This window comes from Solidesulfovibrio carbinoliphilus subsp. oakridgensis, from assembly GCF_000177215.2.
GTDB classification, from domain to species: domain Bacteria; phylum Desulfobacterota; class Desulfovibrionia; order Desulfovibrionales; family Desulfovibrionaceae; genus Solidesulfovibrio; species Solidesulfovibrio carbinoliphilus.
This window is the reverse complement of sequence record NZ_CM001368.1, coordinates 3,148,945-3,167,037: the sequence shown is the minus strand read 5'-3', so window position 1 is coordinate 3,167,037 and position 18,093 is coordinate 3,148,945. Positions and strand designations below refer to the sequence as shown.

The window sequence follows — 18,093 nt, the reverse complement described above, 5'->3', positions numbered from 1 at the left end:
CTGCGGCCCTTGCCCGCCGGGCCCTAACCGCCTATGCAGCACGGACATCCCCAACGCCTTGCGGAGCGTCCCATGCGTATCAGGTCAAAGTTCCTGTGTTTCCTCCTGGTGGTGGTCATCACCCCGCTGTGCGCCCTGGGGTTCTACGCCTGGCGGCAGACCGGGGAACTCGGCCGGGAACTGGCCGGCGGCGCCATGGCCGGCCTGGAGGAAATCGCCTCCAAGGAGCTGCTCCAGACCGCGGACATGCTCGGCGAGGACTGCGCCGACACCCTGGACCTGCTCGAAACCTCCCTGTCGCTCACGGCAAACGAAGCCACCCGGGAACTGCTGGCAGCGCCCCGGGAGCCGCTCGGCCCCGCCCCGCTTTTGGACACCGATTTCGACGCCGGGGCGGTGCCGGCGTCCGGGCTCGTCACCCTGCCCGGCACGGACGTGGCCGCAAGCTACGACCACCTGTCCTTCCACCTGCCCCCCGGCCGGTCGCCCCAGGCCGCCCGGACCGAGATCGCGGCCCTGGCCAACACCCTGCCCTTTTACCGGACCCTTTTCGCCCGCCACAAAAACCTGATGCTTTTCGGCTACGTGGGTCTGGCCTCGGGCCTGCACGCCGCCTATCCCGGCCACGGCGGCTACCCTTCCGGCTACGACCCCCGGCGCCGGCCCTGGTACGCCAACGCCGCCGCCTCCCCGGGCATCACCTGGGACATCATGACCGACGCCGTGACACGGCAGGTGCTGGCCACCATGGCCCTGGCCCTGCGCGCCCCGGACGGCACGGTCCTCGGCGTGGCCGGCTGCGACATTCCCATGGGAAACCTTTTTCTCGAAACCGATCTGTCCCGGGCCTGGACCGACCGGATGCGGGCCATGGTGGTCTCGGTCAACCACAACACCCTGTCCGGCCGGCCGGAACTGGTGGTGGTGGCCTGCCGGGACTATGCCCAGAAGTCCCTGGACTGGACCGCGCCGGTGGAGCTTGAGCGGATCGAATCCCCGGACGCGGCGTCCCTGGAGGCGGCCATCGATGACCTGGCCGCCGGCCGGGCCGGGGTGCGCCGCATGGCCTACAAGGGCCAGGACACGCTTGTCGCCTACGCGCCCATCGCCAAGAAGGACCTGGCCGTGGCCCTGGCCGCGCCCCGCGACGTGGTGGTGGCCGGCGCGAAAACGGCCGAAACCCGGGTCCTTGGGGCCGTGTCGCGGATGCTCGGGCAGATGGGCTGGTTCGTGGCCGCGGCCGTGGCCGTGGTGGTGGCCCTGTCCTTTGCCGCGTCCAAGACCGTCACCCGGCCGGTCAAGGAGCTGGCCGAGGCGGCCAGGCGGCTGGCCGAGGGCGACTTTTCGGTCCGCGTCGCCCCGCGCGGCCGGGACGAGCTCGGGGAGCTGGCCCGGTCGTTCAACGACATGGCCCCCCAGCTTCTGGAGCGGGTAAAGCTCAAAAACGACATGACCCTCGCCATGGAGGTGCAGCAGAACCTCCTGCCGGGCCGGCCGCCGGCCCTGGCCGGCCTCGATATCGCGGCGCTGAGCCTCTACTGCGACGAGACCGGCGGCGACTATTTCGACTTCCTGGAATTCAATCAGGACGACGCGGCCCATGCCGACATCGTGGTCGGGGACGTGACCGGGCACGGGGTGTCGGCGGCGCTTTTCATGGCCACGGGGCGGGCGCTTCTGCGCGGCCGGGCCATGGACCATCCGGGGCCGGGGGCCCTCCTCACCGAGGTCAACGGCCTCCTGTGCCAGGACACGCATCTGACGGGCCGGTTCATCACGCTTTTTTTCCTGCGCCTGGACAGGAGCGCCAACGAGCTGGTCTGGTGCCGGGCCGGCCACGACCCGGGCCTGCTCTACGATCCGGAAACGGACGGCTTCGAACAGCTCATGGGCAGCGGCATTCCGCTCGGGGCCTTCGCGGACTGGACCTACGAGGAGGAGCGCCGGCCGTGGCTGGCTCCCGGCCAGGTGCTGGTCCTTTACACCGACGGCATCCACGAGGCCCGAAGCAAGGGCGATGTCATGTACGGCAAGGAGCGCATGGAGGCCGTGGTCCGCCGCGAGGCCGGCGGCGCGGCCTCGGCCATCATCAACGCGCTGGTGGCCGACCTGCGGGAATTCAAGGCCGGCCTGCCCCTGGAAGACGACGTGACCCTGGTCGTCATCAAGGCGACGACCTAGGGTCGCGTCCGGGGGGATGCCTGGATCAGGCTGGAGAAACGAACCGGTCGTCGGCCCGGGTGGCGGCCACGGCCGCGGCCCGGCCTTCCATCCAGCCGGCGCGCACCGGCCCGGCCGGGGCGTCGAAGGCCGGGGCGTAGGGCTTGATGTCCAGAAGCGGCGTGCCGTCCAGCACGTCGATGCCGCGCACGGTCACCACGTTCCCGGCGACCGACACCACCTCCACCAGGGACAGGCCGATGGGGTTCGGCCGCCGGGGGGCCCGGGTGGCGAACAGGCCGTGGGGCGTGGTGTCGAGGTAGGGGGTCACGGTCGGGGAAAAGCCGGTGGCGGCATGGAAGCGGTAGAGAAGATAAATGTGGGAAAAGCCGTCCAGATCGGCCAGGGCCGGGGCCAGTTCCGGGTCGAGCTCCAGCCGGCCGACGGCGTCCCGGGCCCCGGCCGGCTGGATGGGCATGCCTTCCAGGGTGGCAAACGGCGTACGGATGATGCCGATGGGGGAAAAAAGCGGGGTGTTGTCTTCCATGGATGCCTCCGGGGCGCGGCCTGGAGCCTTCGGCGGGCCGGTTCAGGTGTCTTTTTCGAACACGTCGCTGGCCACGGAGACGCCGAAGGCGAAACAGATGGCCACCACGCCGAGCAGCGGCGCGTAGTAGGCCGGGGCGGCCAGGGCGAAACGGATCAAGAGCGTGGCCAGGGCGAAGCCGGAATTGCGGAAGACCGACCGGAACGACGGCTGGTAGGTATGGGACAGGAGCACGATGAAGATGTCGGTGAAGATCAGCACCGTGTAGAAGACTGAAAAAAAGTCGTGGGGCCGGCCGTCCGCGGCGCTTTGCCAGATCACCCATACGCCGAAACCGAGGAAGAAAAGGAGCAGGCAGAAGGCCAGGAACTTCTTGTTGGCCACGAACGGATAGAGCCAGGGGCCTTTGCGGGGCTGCGGCCGGTTCCGGTGGTGGCGGTAATAGAGGCCAAGGCCGCTGAAAACGAGGAGTGCCCCGGCCCCGTCGGCCAGCATGGGCAAAAGGACGTGGCCCGTCTCGATCTCGATGACCGAGCTGTGGAGGTTGACCAGCTCCTTGAAGGCGTCGCGCAACAAGATCAGGCACAAAACCTCGAACTGCTTGCCGAGCGACTTGGTCACCGAGCAGGGCAGGACGAAAATCAGGTCCACCACCTCCTGGATGAGGACCAGGGTGAAGGCCAGGCTTATGGCGTAGAAATGGGAAGTGGGCGTGATGTGGGCCAGGGCCGGCGGCAGGAGCCCGAGCCGGTTCAGCTCGATGCCGAGGATGCCGGCGAGAAAGGCCGCCACCTGGGTGATGGCCACGACCCGCCGGGTGCGGGGGTGTTCCCAGAAGGTGTGCAGGGGATCGAAAAGATGGGTGGAAAATTCGGAAAAAGTCATCATGGCCGTTTCTTCACGCCGTTATGCCAAAGGCCGGATGAAAAGGGAAGCCACCCAGACACCTTGCCATCGCTTCCCCCTTGGGTCATAGCGTAACGCATAAGCGTAGCGTCTTCCCTGGCCTCCGGTTCGCCGCGGCCCGGCAGGGCACGCTCTCCTCCAACACGCACCATGCTGGGAACGCACCATGACAAAACTCCGGGACTGGTCCATCAGCCTCAAGATCGCCATGGTCTGCATTGCCATGCTGACCACGCTGTCCGTCTTTACCATGGCTTTTTTCCTCTACCAGCTGGGCGACTACCGCGAGGCGAGCGGCCGGGAACTGGGAAAAAAGCTCTTCGCCCAGGCCAAGGACCGCCAGCGCGAAGCCGTCAAGCAGGCCTACGAGGTCGTCAACTATTTCTACGGGGTCTCCAAGGATGAGCAGGCCCTCAAGAAAAGGACCCACGACCACCTGAAAGGCGTGGTGGACGCCGTGGCCAACCAGGCCGAGGCCTACTACCGGGCCAACAAGGATACCCTCCCCCGCGAGGCGATCGAGGCCCATATCGCGGCCATGACGCAAAGCGCCCGGTTCGACGACGGCAACTACGTCTGGATCAACGACATGGCCCCCCGCATGGTCATGCACCCCACCCAGCCGGCCCTAAACGGCAAGGACCTGTCCGGCTACCGCGATCCCAAGGGCACCGCCCTTTTCCTCGACATGGTCCAGGTGGCCAAGGACAAGGGCCAGGGCATGGTGGCCTACATGTGGGACAAGCCCGGGGCCCCGGGCCAGCCCAAGCCCAAGATTTCCTATGTGCGGCTCGTGCCGGAACTCGGCTGGATCTTCGGCTCCGGCGCCTGGATCGAGGACGAGACGGCCCGGCTCCAGACCGAGGCCAAGGCGCTGGTGTCCAAGATGCGCCTGCTCGACGGCAACTACTTCTTCATCTACGACACCACCGCCCCCACGCCGCGCATGGTCATGCACCCCATCCGGCCGGACTTCGACGGCAAGGTCATGGACATGCCGGCCTTCGACCGGGCCACCTCCCTGCAGGCCGGCCAGGACGGGCCGGTGACGCCCTTCCCCTCGGGCAAAAAGAACCTGGCCCAGGCCATGCTCGAAGCCGTGTCCCAGGCCGGCGACGGCTACGTCAATTACGCCTGGACCAAGCCGCTGCCGGGCGGCGGCGAATCGGCCGAGCTTTTCCCCAAGCTCAGCTACGTCATGCTGTTTAAGCCCTGGAACTGGATCATCGGCATGGGCGACTACGTGGACGGCATCGACCGGGCCGTGGCCGCCGAAGCGGCAGAGCTCGACAGCGCCATCCGGGCCATCGTGGTCAAGCTCGTCGTCGCCTCCCTCGTGCTCCTGGCCGCCATGGCGGCCTTGAGCCTCGTCTTCGTCCGCCGGCTCCTCAACCGGCCCATCCAGGCCATCGTGGGCTATGCCGACCGGGTGGCCGGCGGCGACCTCGACGCCCGGGTCGAGGCGGACCTGTCGGCCGAGATGGCGCACCTCGCCGGCTCCATCCGGGCCATGGTGGCCAAGCTCAAGGAAGAGCTGGAATTCGCCAAGGGCATCCTCGACTCCGTGACCATGCCCTGCGTGGTGGCCGATCCCGACGGCCGGGTGATCCTGGTCAACCGCTGGCTGGCCCACTTCATGGGCGAGAAAAAAGAGCCGGAGCACTACGTCGGCCGGTCCATCGCCGACGTCTTCGCCGGCCACGGCCCGGTGGCCCGGACCCTGGGCGACGTCCTTGGCCGGCGGGAGATCATCACCAACGTGGAATACGACGGGACCTACGCCTGGGGCGAACGGTTCTTCGTCAAGATCGACGCCGCGCCCATCAGCGGCGACGACGGGCGCATGCTCGGCGTCTTCGCCATGCTGGCCACCCTGACCAAGGTCAAACTCCAGCAGGAGGCGCTGGCCGACCAGAACCGGCTGATCGCCCAGACGGCCGGCACGGCCGAGGGCATCGCCGCCCGGGTGTCGGACAACGCCCGGTCCCTGGCCCGGCTCATCGACCAGACCAGCGACGGGGTTTCCAACCAGCGCCAGCGGACCGAGGAAACGGCCACGGCCATGGAACAGATGAACGCCACCGTGCTCGAGGTGGCCCAGAACGCGGGCCTGGCCGCAGGCAGCGCCGACGAGGCCAGGGACCGGGCCCGGGAGGGCGCGGACATGGTCCGCCAGGTGGTGGCGGCCATCGAGGAGGTGCGGGGGCTGGCCGATACCCTGCGCCGCGACATGGGTGAGCTCGGGGAGCGGACCCAGGGCATCGGCCGGGTGCTCGAAGTGATTTCCGACATCGCGGACCAGACCAACCTGCTGGCCTTGAATGCCGCCATCGAGGCGGCCCGGGCCGGGGACGCCGGCCGGGGCTTCGCCGTGGTGGCCGACGAGGTCCGAAAGCTGGCCGAAAAGACCATGACCGCCACCCGCGAGGTCGGCACGGCCATCGAGGCCGTCCAGCAAGGGGCCAGGCGCGGCAACGAGGAAACGATCCGGGCGGCCGAGGCGGTCACCCGCAGCACGGCCCTGGCCGAGGAGGCGGGCCAGGCCCTGCTCGCCATCGTCGGCATGGTCGACGGCACGGCCGACCAGATCCGGGCCATTGCCACGGCGGCCGAGGAGCAATCGGCCACGGCCACGCAAATCAGCCGGGCGACCGAGGAAGTCAGCCGGGTGGCGCTCGAAATCCGGGACGGCATGGACGCCTCCGTGACCGCCGTCCGGGGGCTCAACGAAGAGGCCGAGGAATTAAACGAGCTGATCGTCCGGATGCAGGCCACCGACGCCGATGACGAGGGGCCGGGGCAACTGCCGGCCTGAGGCCGGCCCGCCTTCCCGCCCGCAATCCGGAATCCGGACGGCAACGCAAACAAGGGGAACCGCTACCGTGGCACGCATACTGGTTGTTGACGACGCGGCGATCACGCGCACCATGCTGCGCGACGTGCTGGAAAAAGCCGGGCACACGGTGGTCGAGGCCGCCGACGGCGACGCGGCCGTGGCCGTTTTTCGCGACGCCCCGGCCCAGGCCGCCTTTGTGGATATTTTCATGCCCGGCAAGGAAGGACTGGCCACCATCCGGGAGCTGCTGGAACTTTCCCCGGGCCTGCCCATCGTGGCCATCAGCGCCGGCAGCACCTTCACGGACACCGAGACCCTCGGCTGGGCCAAAAGCTACGGGGCGGCCCACACCCTGGCCAAACCGCTCAAGGCCGCCGCGGTCCTCGACACCCTGCGCCAGGCCCTCGGCGGATAAAGTCCGGTCACGGCGCGGCCGGCGCGATGCCCCTGGCGGCAAGGCCCGCCTGCACCCGGTCCAGTTCGGCCTCCAGGGCCAGGGCCAGGGCGGCGAACGCCTCCATCCGGCCTTCCCGGGCGGCCCGTTCCAGGTCCCTGGCCCGGATCGCGGCCGGCGTGGCCCCGATCACCCCGGCATTCCCCTTGAGGCCGTGGGCCAGCCGGACGGTGGCCTCCAGGTCCGCCCCCTCGAGCGCCTCGCGCAGCCGCTGCCGGTCGACCGGGGTGTCCCGCAGGAAAATGGCCGCCAGCCGGTCGTAGAGTTCCACGTCCCCTCCCAGGTTCTCCAGGGCTTCGTCCCGACCGCAGTCAAAGGCCTCCCCGGCGCCGGCCTCGCCGGGCCGCCGTCCGGCGTCCGGGCCCGGCCCCGCCTCCCCCTGCCCGGCCATCACCCGGGCCATGGTCCCCAGCAGCCGGTCCAGGTCCACGGGTTTGGCCAGGTAGGCCGTGGCTCCGGCCGCAAGGATCCGGTCCCGGTCCCGGGTCTCGCCGTGGGCGGTCAGGGCCAGGATCGGCAGGTCCGGGGCCAGGCCCGGCACCTGCCCCCGGCGGATGGCGCCGATCGCCTCCAGCCCGTCCATGACCGGCATCCGGATGTCCATGAACACGAGGTCGAACCGGCGCATGGCCAGGGTTCCGAGGGCTTCGAGGCCGTTTATCGCCCGGGTCACCCGGTGGCCCCTGGGCGTCAGGAAGGCGACCAACATCTCGGCGGCCAGGTCCGAATCCTCGGCCAGAAGGATGTCGAGGGGCGGGAGCGGCGGCGGGGCCGGCTCCCCGGATTTGGGCCCGGGAGTTCCGGCCTCGGCCTGGCGGAACCGGACGGTGAAGGTGAATTCGCTGCCGTTTCCGGGCCGGCTTTTGACCCGGATGCGGCCGCCAAGGAGCCCGACCAGGCGGCGGCAGATGGCCAGCCCCAGGCCCGAACCGCCGAACTGCCGGCTGGTTGCCTCGTCGGCCTGGCGGAACGTCTGGAAAATGGCCTTGGTTTTCTCCGGCGCAATGCCGATGCCGGTGTCCTTCACGGAAAAAAGGAGGGTCACGGCCGCCGGATCGGCGTTTTTGCCCCCCTCCTCCACCCGGCGCACGGACACGTCGATGCGGCCCTTGGGCGTGAATTTGAGCGCGTTGCCGACCAGGTTGCCAAGGATCTGGCCCAGGCGGCCAGGGTCGCCGACCAGGGTTTCGGGAACGTCCGGCCCGACCGCGGCGGCCAGGACCAGCCCCTGCCGCTCGGCCAGCACGGCGTGGCCGTCCAGGACGGCCGTCAGGACGTGGGCGGGGCTGAAGACAATGGATTCGAGGGTGAGCCGTCCGGCCTCGACCCGGGACAGGTCGAGCAGGTCGCCAAGGAGGCCCCGCAGCGAGGTGCCGGCCTCGCGGATCATCTCCAGGGCCCGGACGTTGTCCATCCGGTCCCGGCTGTCCGGCCGCAGGGCCATGTCGGCCATGCCGAGGATGATATTGAGCGGCGTGCGGATTTCATGGCTCATGTTGGCCAGGAAGACGGACTTGGCCCGGGAGGCCTCGGTCGCCTTTTTGCGGGCCTCGGTCAGCTTGCGGGCCGTACGCTCGTGCTCGGCGATCTCGCGGGACAGGCGCTCGTTGGCCGCCTGAAGCGACCGGCCGGCCGCTTCGCGCTCCTCGATCTCCCGTTCCAGCGTCTGGTTGGCCTCGCGCAGGCTGGCGGTGCGGCTGGCGATGACCGCCTCCTGGTCGCGGACGAGGTCGGCCAGGGCGAGCTCGGCCTGCCGTTCGGCCGTGATGTCGGACAGGAGGTTCAGCGAGGCCGCCCCCCCTTCCCACGCGATGCGGGTCGAGGCGGCCCGGACCCAGCGGACGCCGCCGTCCCGGGTCACGATGCGAAAGGTGTGGCCCGACGGCGCGGGCTGGCCGGCCAGCCGGCGGCGGTGGCGGTCGAGGACCTCCGCCCGGTCGTCCTCGTGGAGAAAGGCCGCAAAGGGCCCGGCGCAAAGGGTGGCCGCGTCGTGGCCGGTCAGGCGTTCCAGGAAGGGATTGACGTAGGCCAGCCGGCCATTGACGGCAATGGCCACGCCTTCCTGGGCCTCGGCGACAATGGCCGCGAACTGGCCCTCGCGCCGCGCGGACAGGCGGCGGGCCTGGTCGAGGTCCGTGACGTCCACGGCGCAGAGGAAGCGGCCGGCCACCCTTCCGGATTCTTCCCACCGGGATTCGGACACCCGGAAGCGGCGGCCCCGCCCCTCGCCGTCCCACTGCGGGGCGTCGGTCCCGACCGTGGCCGGCCGCTCCAGGGGACAGGGCGCGCCGCGGGTCTCGCCGAAAAGCTCCAGGGCCGGCCCGTTGGCCTGGCGCACCAGGCCGTCCGGGCCGACCAGGAAGGCGGGGCAGGGCAGGGCGTCGCCCAGGCGGCCAAACGGCCCGTCATCCAAATTCGTGTTCAACGCGGCGGTATCCCTGGGATTTTCCATGGAGCACAGTTTGCTCACGGCGTCACGCCCTTGTCAAGGCGGGAGCAGCCGGCCTTCAGGCGCCGCCATCCGCCAGGGCCTGGCGGATGGCAGTGTACACGGTGTCGCGCCAGACGGTGGCCGCGGCCGCGTCGAGGTGCACCCCGTCCACGGTGAAGGGGCCCGGGTGGGCGGCCTGCCGTCTGGTCAGCACGTCGTTGACGTCGGCCACCACCGCGCCGGTGCGCCGGCCGATCTCGCGGATGCGGGCATTGTAGCTGGCAAGGCTCGCCCGATCGAACATGGCGGAAGCGGCCTTGCCGTCCTCCAGGGGGGGCAGGGTGGCGAGGACCAGCTTGCGGCCGCTGGCCAGGACGAGCCGGGCCAGTTCCTCGTACCCGGCCGCAAACTGGTCGGCCGTGGCCAAGGACTTCTCCAAGGCGTCGTTGGTGCCGATGGAGAGCACGACCAGGGGACCGCGGGAAGCGGCAAGAATCCGTTCCAGAAAGGGCCTGGCCTCCAGGGCCTTGGTCCCGGAAATGCCGGTGTTGATGATGTTGCGGCCGGCGGTGGCGGGATAATACATCTGCTCGACGATGCTGTCGCCAAAGACGACAAGCAGGTCCTCATCCTGGGATTGCAGTTGCGTCAAAATGATGCTCATGCGGGTGCGGGCGTAGACGCCGCCCAGATCCTGCATCACGGTTTTGAGCATATCGATGTTGTCGGATATCTCCCGCAACTGTCCGCCAGCCAGGTCCCACCCTTTCTTGTAGTAAAGCGCCAAGAGCGACAGACAGATCAGGCTGCTGCACAGAAGCGCGAGTATGGATTTGTGGTATTTCAAAAAAGCTCGCTTGGAAAAGGGCGATTGGAAAAGGAAAAGCGTCGGTGAACACGTGATAACATGTTCGGCCTGCGCCGTAAACCGGGTGCCCTGGCCCCGGACCGGCACCCGTGACCGACCGGCCCCCACGAAAAGGGCCGCCCGAAGGCGGCCCGAAACGGCAACACGGCAAAGAAGGCGGATCGGCTAGAGAATCGGCAGGTAGCGCTCGATCTCCCACTCCGTGACCTGGGTCCGGTAGGCGTCCCACTCGGCCTTCTTGTTCTCGACCAGGGCGGCGTGGAGGTGGTCGCCCAGGACCTCGCGCATGAGCTCGCTCTTCTCCAGGTTGTCCACGGCCTCCCGCAGGCTGCCCGGCAGGGAGGAGATGCCCTTGGCCGCCATCTCCTCGTCGGTCATCTTGAAGATGTTCTCCTCGATGGGCGCGGCCAGTTCGTAGTTCTCCTCCATGCCCCGAAGCCCCGCGCCGAGCATGGCCGCGAAGCAGAGGTAGAGGTTGCAGGCCGGGTCGGGGCTTCGCAACTCGATGCGGGTGGCCGCCTCCTTGCCGGGCTTGTACATCGGCACGCGCACGAGCGAGGACCGGTTGCGCCTCGCCCAGGCGATGTAGACCGGGGCCTCGTAGCCCGGCACCAGCCGTTTGTAGGAATTGACCCACTGGTTGGTGACGAGGGCGAATTCCGGGGCGTGGCGCAGGAGCCCGGCGATGTAGCTCTTGGCCTCGCCGGACAGGTGGTAGGCGTCGGAGGCGTCGTAAAAGGCGTTCTTGGTGCCCCTGAAAAGCGACTGGTGGCAGTGCATGCCCGAGCCGTTTTCCCCGAAAAGCGGCTTTGGCATGAAGGTGGCGTAGCAGCCGTGCTTGCGGGCCACCTCCTTGACCACCACCCGGTAGGTCTGGGCGTAGTCGGCCATGAGCAGGCCTTCCTGGTAGCGCAGGTCGATCTCGTGCTGGCTCGGGGCCACTTCGTGGTGGCTGTATTCCACGGCCACGCCCATGGATTCCAGGGCGAAATTGATGTCGCGGCGCACGTCGTTGGCCAGGTCCCGGGGCGGGGCGTCGAAATAACCGCCGTGGTCCAGGATCTGGGGCTCGGACGAGTTGGCGAAAAGGAAAAATTCGAGCTCCGGGCCGACGTAGTAGGTGTAGCCGAGGTCGGCGGCCTTCTTGAGCATGCGCTTGAGGACATAGCGCGAGTCGGCCGCAAAGGGTGTGCCGTCCGGGTTTTTGACATCGCAAAAAAGCCTGGCCACCGGACGGTCCGACGGCCGCCAGGCCACGAGCTGGAAGGTGGACGGGTCGGGGAAGGCCACCATGTCCGATTCCTGGATCTTGGTGAACCCGGTGATCGAGGAGCCGTCGAAGCCCATGCCTTCCTCGAAGGCGTTTTCCAGCTCCCGGGGCGTGATCTGGAAGCTTTTGAGCACCCCCAGCACGTCGATGAACCAGAACTGGATGAAGGAGACGTTGTAATCCTTCACGGCCCGCAGCACGTCGTCGGCGTTTTTGCAGTTGAAAACCGCCATGCCTGTGTCCTCCTTATCTCAGGTTCGCGCCAGTAACCGCCCGCCCAGGCGTCCTTTTCCCATGCCGGGACGCCGGCGGCCCCCCATGGCGAAGCGGCCCCGGCCGGCAAATTCCGGCCAGGGCTCCATCCTTCCCCCTGCTAGCCCAGTCGCGAAGAACCGTCCAGTCCAAAGGGCCGGTCCGGCCGGTCGCCACGACGGCGCGGCCAGGGCCGAATCCCGCTTGGTAACGGCCGGCGCTTGTGGTAACGGTCACGGCAATCCTCAAAAGCCGTGACCGCCGTCCCACGGAAGCGGGCCGCGGCCGGACACCCTTTTTCACCGTGCCACCAGGAGCGGCCGACGCCGCTTCCCGATCGGAGGTTTCGACCCAGGCGTGACGTGACGCACCCCCGCAGACCCTCCAGCAAGCAGGCGGCCCCATGCAGACGCAAGCGCATCCTGTCGAGATGGCGATGGTCCCGAGCCGGACGGAAAAGCTCGATGTCGTGGCCCTTTACAATGCCGGGCTCTTTGCCGAGACCGAAGAGCGGGCAACGGACCTGACGCGGCGTTTTCCCTCGGACGTCTTCGGCTGGAGCCTGCTTGGCACCCTGCACCTGCGCCTGGGCCAGAGCGGACCGGCCGTGGCCAGCCTCAAGAAGGCCGCCGCCCTGGCCCCGGACGTGTCCGACATCCACAACAACCTCGGCATCGCCCTGGCCGAGGCCGGCTGCCTGGACGAGGCGCTGACCTGCTACGGCCAGGCCCTGGCCCTCGATCCGGCCTCGGTGCGGGCCCTCACCAACCAGGGAGCGGCCTTCGAGGCCGCCGGCCGGCCGCACGAGGCCGCCGCCAGCTACAGGCAGGCCATTGCCCTCTCCCCGGACCAGGCCAGGTCCCACTACAACCTGGGCAACGCCTTAAAGGACCTCGGCCGGCTGCAAGAGGCCGAGGCCGCCTATGCCGCGGCCGTGGCCCTGGCCCCGGACTACGCCTACGCCCTGACCAACCGGGGCATCACCCTGCGCGAACTCGGCCGCCCGGACGCGGCCCTGGCCTGCGCCAGGGCCGCCCTGGCGGCCGATCCCACCCTGGCCCAGGCCCTGGACCTGCTGGCGGCCTGCCTCCTGGACCAGGGGGACGATCCCGGCGCCGCCCTGGAGCTGGTCGTCCGGTCCCTGGAACAGGGGCCGGGCCTGGAGGCCCGGCGGCTCTACTGCGAATGCCTGCGCCGGCTGCCGCCCTGGCAGGCCGACGCGGGCGTCCGGGACGCGGCCGCCCGGGCCCTGGCCGAGCCCTGGACCCGGCCGGAACTGCTGGCCGCCCCGGCCTGCCGGCTGCTCGAACACCACGAGGCCCTCGGCCCGGCCGTCACCCGGGCGGCCGCCGCCTGGCCCAACCGCCTGGACCGGGAGGCCTTGTTCGGCCCCCAGGGGCCCCAGGCCTGGGGCCGGGAGCCGCTGGTCGAAAGCCTGCTTGCCGCCACGCCGGTCTGCACCGTGCCCCTGGAGCGGTTTCTGACCCAGGCCCGCACCGTCCTGCTGGCGACCGCCGAAGGGGCCGCCGCCAGGCCGCCGGAGGCCGACGCCCTCGGCTTTTACGCCTCCCTGGCCCGGCAGTGCCATGTCAACGAATACGCCTTTGCCGTGGCCGAGGAGGAGGAAACCCGGGCCAGGGCCCTGCGCGATGCCCTGGAGGCGGCCCTCACGGCCGACCGGGACATCCCGGCCCTGCTCGTCGTGGCCGTGGCCGCCTATTTTCCGCTCCACACCCTGGAAGCGGCCGAGCGGTTGCCTGCCCGGCCCTGGCCCGGACCCGTGGAGGCGCTCCTCACCCAGCAGGTGCGCGAGCCGGCCGAGGAGCAAGGCTACCGGGAGGACACGCCGGGGCTTACGGCCATCGTGGACGCGGTGTCCCAGCGGGTGCGGCTGCAGTACGAGGAAAATCCCTACCCGCGCTGGATCAAAGCCGCGCCCGTGGACGCGCCCGTCCTTTTCGACGCCTACCTGCGCCGCCGCTTTCCCCGGGCCGTCTTCGCCCCGCTCGGCGCCCGGGACGGCCTGGACGTGCTGGTGGCCGGCTGCGGCACCGGGCAACACGCCCTGGAGACGGCCCGCCGGTTCCGGGGGGCGCGGGTCCTGGCCGTGGACTTGAGCCTCGCAAGCCTCGGCTACGCCCGCCGAAAGACCCGGGAGCTCGGCGTCGGCGGCATCGAATACGCCCAGGCCGACATCCTGGGCCTCTCGGATCTCGGCCGCCGGTTCGACGTCATCGAATCCTCGGGCGTGCTCCACCACCTGGCCGATCCCCTGGCCGGCTGGCGGGTGCTCGTTTCGCTGCTGCGCCCGGGGGGCTGCATGCGGCTTGGGCTCTACAGCGACATCGCCCGGCGCGGCATCGTCCGGGCCAGAGCCTATCTCTTCGCCCGGGGCTACACGGCCACGGCCGAATCCATGCGCCGCTGCCGCCAGGAGCTCCTTGGCCTGCCGGCCGACGATCCCCTGCGCCGGATTCTCCTCAATGATTTTTTCAGCATCAGCGGCTGCCGGGACCTCCTCTTCCACGTTTGCGAGCACTGCACCACGCCCCTTGGCCTCAAGGCCTTTCTGGCGGAAAACGGCCTGACGCTGCTTGGCTTCGACCTCGACGTCCCGGCGCTCGAGGCCTACCGGCGGCGCTTTCCCGGGGATCCGGCCGCCACCGACCTGTCCAACTGGCACTATTTCGAGGAGGACAACCCGGACACCTTCATCGAGATGTACCAGTTCTGGGTGCAGAAAACGGCCGGACCGCCGGCGTAGCGGGAGAGGGAGAGGGGGGGGGAGGAGAGGAGAGGAAGATGCCTCCGGCGGCCGGGAGGGGGTCACCCCCTCCCGGACCCACCCGACCGGGGCATGGGCGGCCGCCTCAGGCGTCGCGGCCGCCCCAGCGGGCAAAGAGGTCGTGGAGGATGCCGAACTGGTCGAGGATCTTGCCCACGGTCTGGTCCACCACGTCCATGATGGTCTTGGGGGCGTGGTAGAAGGACGGGGCCGGGGGCAGGATGATGCCGCCCATTTCGGTCACGGCCACCATGTGGCGCAGGTGCCCGAGGTGCAGCGGCGTCTCGCGCGGCACGAGGACCAGCTTGCGCCGTTCCTTGAGGGTCACGTCGGCGGCCCGGGCGAGAAGATTGTCGCCAAGGGACAGGGCGATCTGGGCCAGGCTCTTCATGGAGCACGGCGCCACCACCATGCCGGCCACCGGAAAGGAGCCGCTCGAAATGGCGGCGGCCAGATTGTCGTGGTCGTGGACCACGCCGGCCAGGGCCGCGACGCTCTCCACGGTCCGGCCGGTCTCCAGGCGCAGGGTCACGGCCGCGCCGGGGCTGATGATGCAGTGGGTTTCCACGTCCGGCGTCTGGCCGAGGACTTCGAGGAGCCTCACGCCAAGGATGACGCCGCTTGCGCCGGAGATGCCGACGATCAGTCGTTTCATGGTCCCTCCCAGGCCCGGCGGGCGTGGCGATGCGTTGTCGGAAAGGCGGCCCGCTCCCGGCCGGCGCGGCCGGTCACTCCAGGCCGTACTGCTTGAGCTTGCGCCAGAGCGTGGTGCGCGGCAGGCCGAGGACCTGGGCGGCCAGACCCTTGTTATAGCCCGTGCGTTCGAGCACCCGGGCGATGTAGCGCCGCTCCATCTCCTCCAGGGACACGAGCCCTTCCCCTTCCACGGAATCAAAAGACAGCTGGCGCAGGTCCGACGGCAGGTCCTTGACGAGGAGCGTGTCGCCCTCGGTCAGGGCCACGCCGCGCTCGATGATGTTTTCGAGCTCGCGCACGTTGCCCGGATAACTGTAGGCCGTAAGGATCGCCAGGGCTTCGGGGTCGATGGCCCTTACCACCTTGCGAAAGGCCCGGTTGTATTTCTCCAGGAAGTGCTCGGCCAGGGGAGCTACGTCCTCGCGGCGCTCGGACAGGCGGGGCAGGTGGATGGTGACCACGTTCAGGCGGAAAAAGAGGTCCTCGCGAAAGGCGCCGGTGGCGGCCTCGTGTTTCAAGTCCTTGTTGGTCGCGGCCACGATCCGGATGTCGAGGTCGATGGGCCGGATGCCGCCGACGCGAAGGATCCGCCGCTCCTGGATGGCGCGCAGGAGCTTGACCTGCATGGACAGCGGCATCTCGCCGATCTCGTCCAGGAAGACCGTGCCGCCGGTGGCCGATTCCAAAAGCCCGATCTTCGTGGCCGTGGCCCCGGTGAAGGCCCCCTTCTCATAGCCGAAAAGCTCGCTGCTGCCGAGGTCCTCGGTGAAGGCCCCGCAGTTGAACGGCACGAACGGCCGGTCCCGGCGGGCGCTTTGGCGGTGGACCGCCCGGGCCACCAGCTCCTTGCCCGTGCCGCTGGCCCCGGTCAGGAGCACGTTGCAGTCGACCGGGGCCACCTTGTCGATCATGGCAAAAACCTTGCGGAGGGCCGGCGACAGGCCGATCAGCGGTTTCTCGCCTTGCGCGCCCTTCAAAACCTGGCGCAGGCGCAGGTTCTCCTGGCGCAGCGCCGCCCGCTCCAGGGCCGTCTGGGCCAGCTGGCGGACCTCGGCCAGCTTGACCGGCTTTTGCACGTAATGAAAGGCCCCCTCCTTGACCGCGGCAATGGCCGTCTCGATGGAGCCGTAGCCGGTGATGACGATGATCTCGGTGCCCGGGGACACGGCCTTTATGGCCGGAATGTGGCTGATGCCGTCGCCGTCCGGCAACATGAGATCCAGGAAGACCAGGTCGAAGGGGGCCTCGCCGTGGCGGGCCAGAAAGGCCTGGCCTTCGGTGAAGGCCTCGACCTCGGCCCCGTCCTTGGCCAGGGCCCGGCTCAGGCGGTTGCAGACGATGGTCTCGTCGTCCACCACGGCGATGCGCGGCTTCATGTCCGGGCCTCCGGCGACGGCCCCGGGGCCGGACTTTCGGCGAGAGCGGCCGGCAGGCAGACGGTGAAGACCGCGCCGCCGGTTTCCGGGCTCTCGACCTCGATGCGCCCGCCGTGGCGGCGGGTCAGGGAATAGGCCACGGCCAGCCCCAGGCCCGTGCCCTTGCCCACGCCCTTGGTGGTGTAAAACGGTTCGAACATGTGCTGGCGGACCTCGGGGCTGACGCCCGGGCCGGAGTCGGCCACGGCGAAACAGGTCTCGCCGTTTTCCCCGGCCGCGACCGAAAGCGTCACCCGGCCGCCGCGCGGCGTGGCCTGGACGGCGTTCAGGAGGATGTTGACCAGGACCTGCTGGAGGCTTCGCAGGTCGCCCCGGATCGGGGGCAGGTCCTCCTGGACCTGCATCGCCACGGCAAGGCCGGCGCCGAGCAGCTGGTTTCTGACCAGGGCCAGGCTGGAGGCGGCCACGTCCCTGGCGGCCAGGGGCAGCAGGGGGGGGCGTTCGGTGCGGGAGAAATCGAGGAGGTTTCGCACGATGTCCGCGGCCCGGTCGGCCTGGCCGGCGATGTCGGCCACGAGCTCCCGGCCGTCGTCGTCGAGGTAATCGGCATGGTCTTCGAGCAGGGCGTCCACGGTCAGGGTGATGTTATTGATGGGATTGTTGAGCTCATGGGCCACGCCGGCCGTGAACGTGCCAAGGGCCGCCATCTTGCGGGCCTGGAGCAGGTGCTCCTGGTTGGCCTCGATCTGGTGGGCCATGAGGTTGAACGCCCCCATGAGCCCGGAAATCTCGTCGGTCAGGTCCGGGCGCAACGGCACGGGCCGGAAATCGCCGGCCCCGACCCGGCGGGTGGTTTCGCGCAACAGGGCCAGGGGCCGCAGCACCCGGGTGCTGACCAGGGCCACCACGGCGATGGTCACGGCCAGGAAGATGCCGGCAAAGGCGAAGGGCACGGCCAACGACTGCCGGATGGTCTCGTGGATGCGGTGGCGCTTGGAGGAGAGCAGACCCGTGGCATAGTCGGTCAGCGCCTTGCCCCTGGCCCTGACGGCCTCGGTCTCCTCGGCGCCCGGCCGGCCGCCGGCCGGCAGCCGGGACAGGGCCAGCCGGTAGGCCGCCAAGTCGGCCAGGAACTCCCGGTAGGCCGCGTCGCCGAGCTCCCGCTCCATGGAACCGGTCAGCCCCCCGGCCAGCCGGTCCACGGCGTCGAGATAGTCGAGCCCCTCCCGCAGACTGGCCGTGTCGTGGTAGAGCAGGTAGTTCTTCTCGAACCGCCGCACTTCCAGGATGTCGTTTAGCAGGTCCTCGATGCGTTCGCTGACCAGATAGCGTTCGCGAAGGGCCGACAGGCTGCCGAGATGGAGCGCGGCCAGGCCGAGCATGGTGAAAAGGCTGGCCGCAAAGACGAACAGCATTTTGGAACGGATGGTGCGTAACATACCCTGTCCTTCGGAGGCCGGGAATACCACGATTCCCGGCCTTTTTCCCCCAAAAAAGCGGCCCGGCTCCCGG

At 69.2% G+C, this 18,093-nt stretch carries 12 protein-coding genes; 4 read left to right on the top strand and 8 right to left on the bottom strand.

Going from position 1 to position 18,093, the window contains the following annotated elements; translation table 11 throughout:
- Nucleotides 1-72 precede the first annotated feature (72 nt).
- Nucleotides 73-2,181 (top strand): SpoIIE family protein phosphatase, encoded by a 2,109-nt coding sequence (locus DFW101_RS13810; RefSeq protein WP_009182142.1) that lies wholly within the window; start codon nucleotides 73-75, stop codon nucleotides 2,179-2,181.
- A gap of 25 nt (nucleotides 2,182-2,206) precedes the next feature.
- Here DFW101_RS13810 and tsaA read toward each other — a convergent pair whose 3' ends face one another.
- Nucleotides 2,207-2,707: a tRNA (N6-threonylcarbamoyladenosine(37)-N6)-methyltransferase TrmO gene (gene tsaA / locus DFW101_RS13805; RefSeq protein WP_009182141.1), complete on the bottom strand. Its 501-nt coding sequence runs from the start codon at nucleotides 2,705-2,707 to the stop codon at nucleotides 2,207-2,209.
- 42 nt (nucleotides 2,708-2,749) lie between these two features.
- Nucleotides 2,750-3,595, bottom strand: a complete 846-nt coding sequence (locus DFW101_RS13800; RefSeq protein WP_009182140.1) for a hypothetical protein — start codon at nucleotides 3,593-3,595, stop codon at nucleotides 2,750-2,752.
- 184 nt (nucleotides 3,596-3,779) lie between these two features.
- Between DFW101_RS13800 and DFW101_RS13795 the strand changes: the two genes are divergently transcribed.
- Both DFW101_RS13795 and DFW101_RS13790 read left to right on the top strand, forming a co-directional pair.
- On the top strand, nucleotides 3,780-6,428 hold the full coding sequence (locus DFW101_RS13795) for a cache domain-containing protein (protein WP_009182139.1): 2,649 nt from the start codon (nucleotides 3,780-3,782) through the stop codon (nucleotides 6,426-6,428).
- Between the two features lie 67 nt (nucleotides 6,429-6,495).
- Nucleotides 6,496-6,864: a response regulator gene (locus tag DFW101_RS13790; protein WP_009182138.1), complete on the top strand. Its 369-nt coding sequence runs from the start codon at nucleotides 6,496-6,498 to the stop codon at nucleotides 6,862-6,864.
- 7 nt (nucleotides 6,865-6,871) lie between these two features.
- Here DFW101_RS13790 and DFW101_RS13785 read toward each other — a convergent pair whose 3' ends face one another.
- The 3 genes from DFW101_RS13785 to DFW101_RS13775 form a co-directional block, all read right to left on the bottom strand.
- Nucleotides 6,872-9,328, bottom strand: a complete 2,457-nt coding sequence (locus DFW101_RS13785; RefSeq protein ID WP_232286042.1) for a PAS domain-containing hybrid sensor histidine kinase/response regulator — start codon at nucleotides 9,326-9,328, stop codon at nucleotides 6,872-6,874.
- Nucleotides 9,329-9,410: 82 nt separating this feature from the next.
- Nucleotides 9,411-10,181, bottom strand: coding sequence for an SGNH/GDSL hydrolase family protein (locus DFW101_RS13780; RefSeq protein ID WP_009182136.1), 771 nt, complete (start codon nucleotides 10,179-10,181; stop codon nucleotides 9,411-9,413).
- Between the two features lie 186 nt (nucleotides 10,182-10,367).
- On the bottom strand, nucleotides 10,368-11,705 hold the full coding sequence (locus DFW101_RS13775; RefSeq protein ID WP_009182135.1) for a glutamine synthetase family protein: 1,338 nt from the start codon (nucleotides 11,703-11,705) through the stop codon (nucleotides 10,368-10,370).
- A gap of 422 nt (nucleotides 11,706-12,127) precedes the next feature.
- Between DFW101_RS13775 and DFW101_RS13770 the strand changes: the two genes are divergently transcribed.
- Nucleotides 12,128-14,488 carry a tetratricopeptide repeat protein gene (locus DFW101_RS13770; RefSeq protein ID WP_009182134.1) on the top strand — a complete coding sequence of 787 codons (2,361 nt, stop codon included), beginning with the start codon at nucleotides 12,128-12,130 and terminating at the stop codon, nucleotides 14,486-14,488.
- A 106-nt stretch (nucleotides 14,489-14,594) separates the two neighbouring features.
- Here the strand turns inward: DFW101_RS13770 and DFW101_RS13765 are convergent, their stop codons facing one another.
- The 3 genes from DFW101_RS13765 to DFW101_RS13755 all read right to left on the bottom strand — a co-directional run bounded on the left by DFW101_RS13765 (nucleotide 14,595) and on the right by DFW101_RS13755 (nucleotide 18,020).
- Nucleotides 14,595-15,164: a UbiX family flavin prenyltransferase gene (locus tag DFW101_RS13765; RefSeq protein ID WP_009182133.1), complete on the bottom strand. Its 570-nt coding sequence runs from the start codon at nucleotides 15,162-15,164 to the stop codon at nucleotides 14,595-14,597.
- Between the two features lie 73 nt (nucleotides 15,165-15,237).
- Complete coding sequence (locus tag DFW101_RS13760) at nucleotides 15,238-16,581, bottom strand: sigma-54-dependent transcriptional regulator (RefSeq protein ID WP_009182132.1); 1,344 nt, start codon at nucleotides 16,579-16,581, stop codon at nucleotides 15,238-15,240.
- Nucleotides 16,578-18,020 carry a sensor histidine kinase gene (locus DFW101_RS13755; RefSeq protein WP_009182131.1) on the bottom strand — a complete coding sequence of 481 codons (1,443 nt, stop codon included), beginning with the start codon at nucleotides 18,018-18,020 and terminating at the stop codon, nucleotides 16,578-16,580. The genes DFW101_RS13760 and DFW101_RS13755 overlap by 4 nt, the downstream gene beginning before the upstream one ends.
- Nucleotides 18,021-18,093 lie beyond the last annotated feature (73 nt).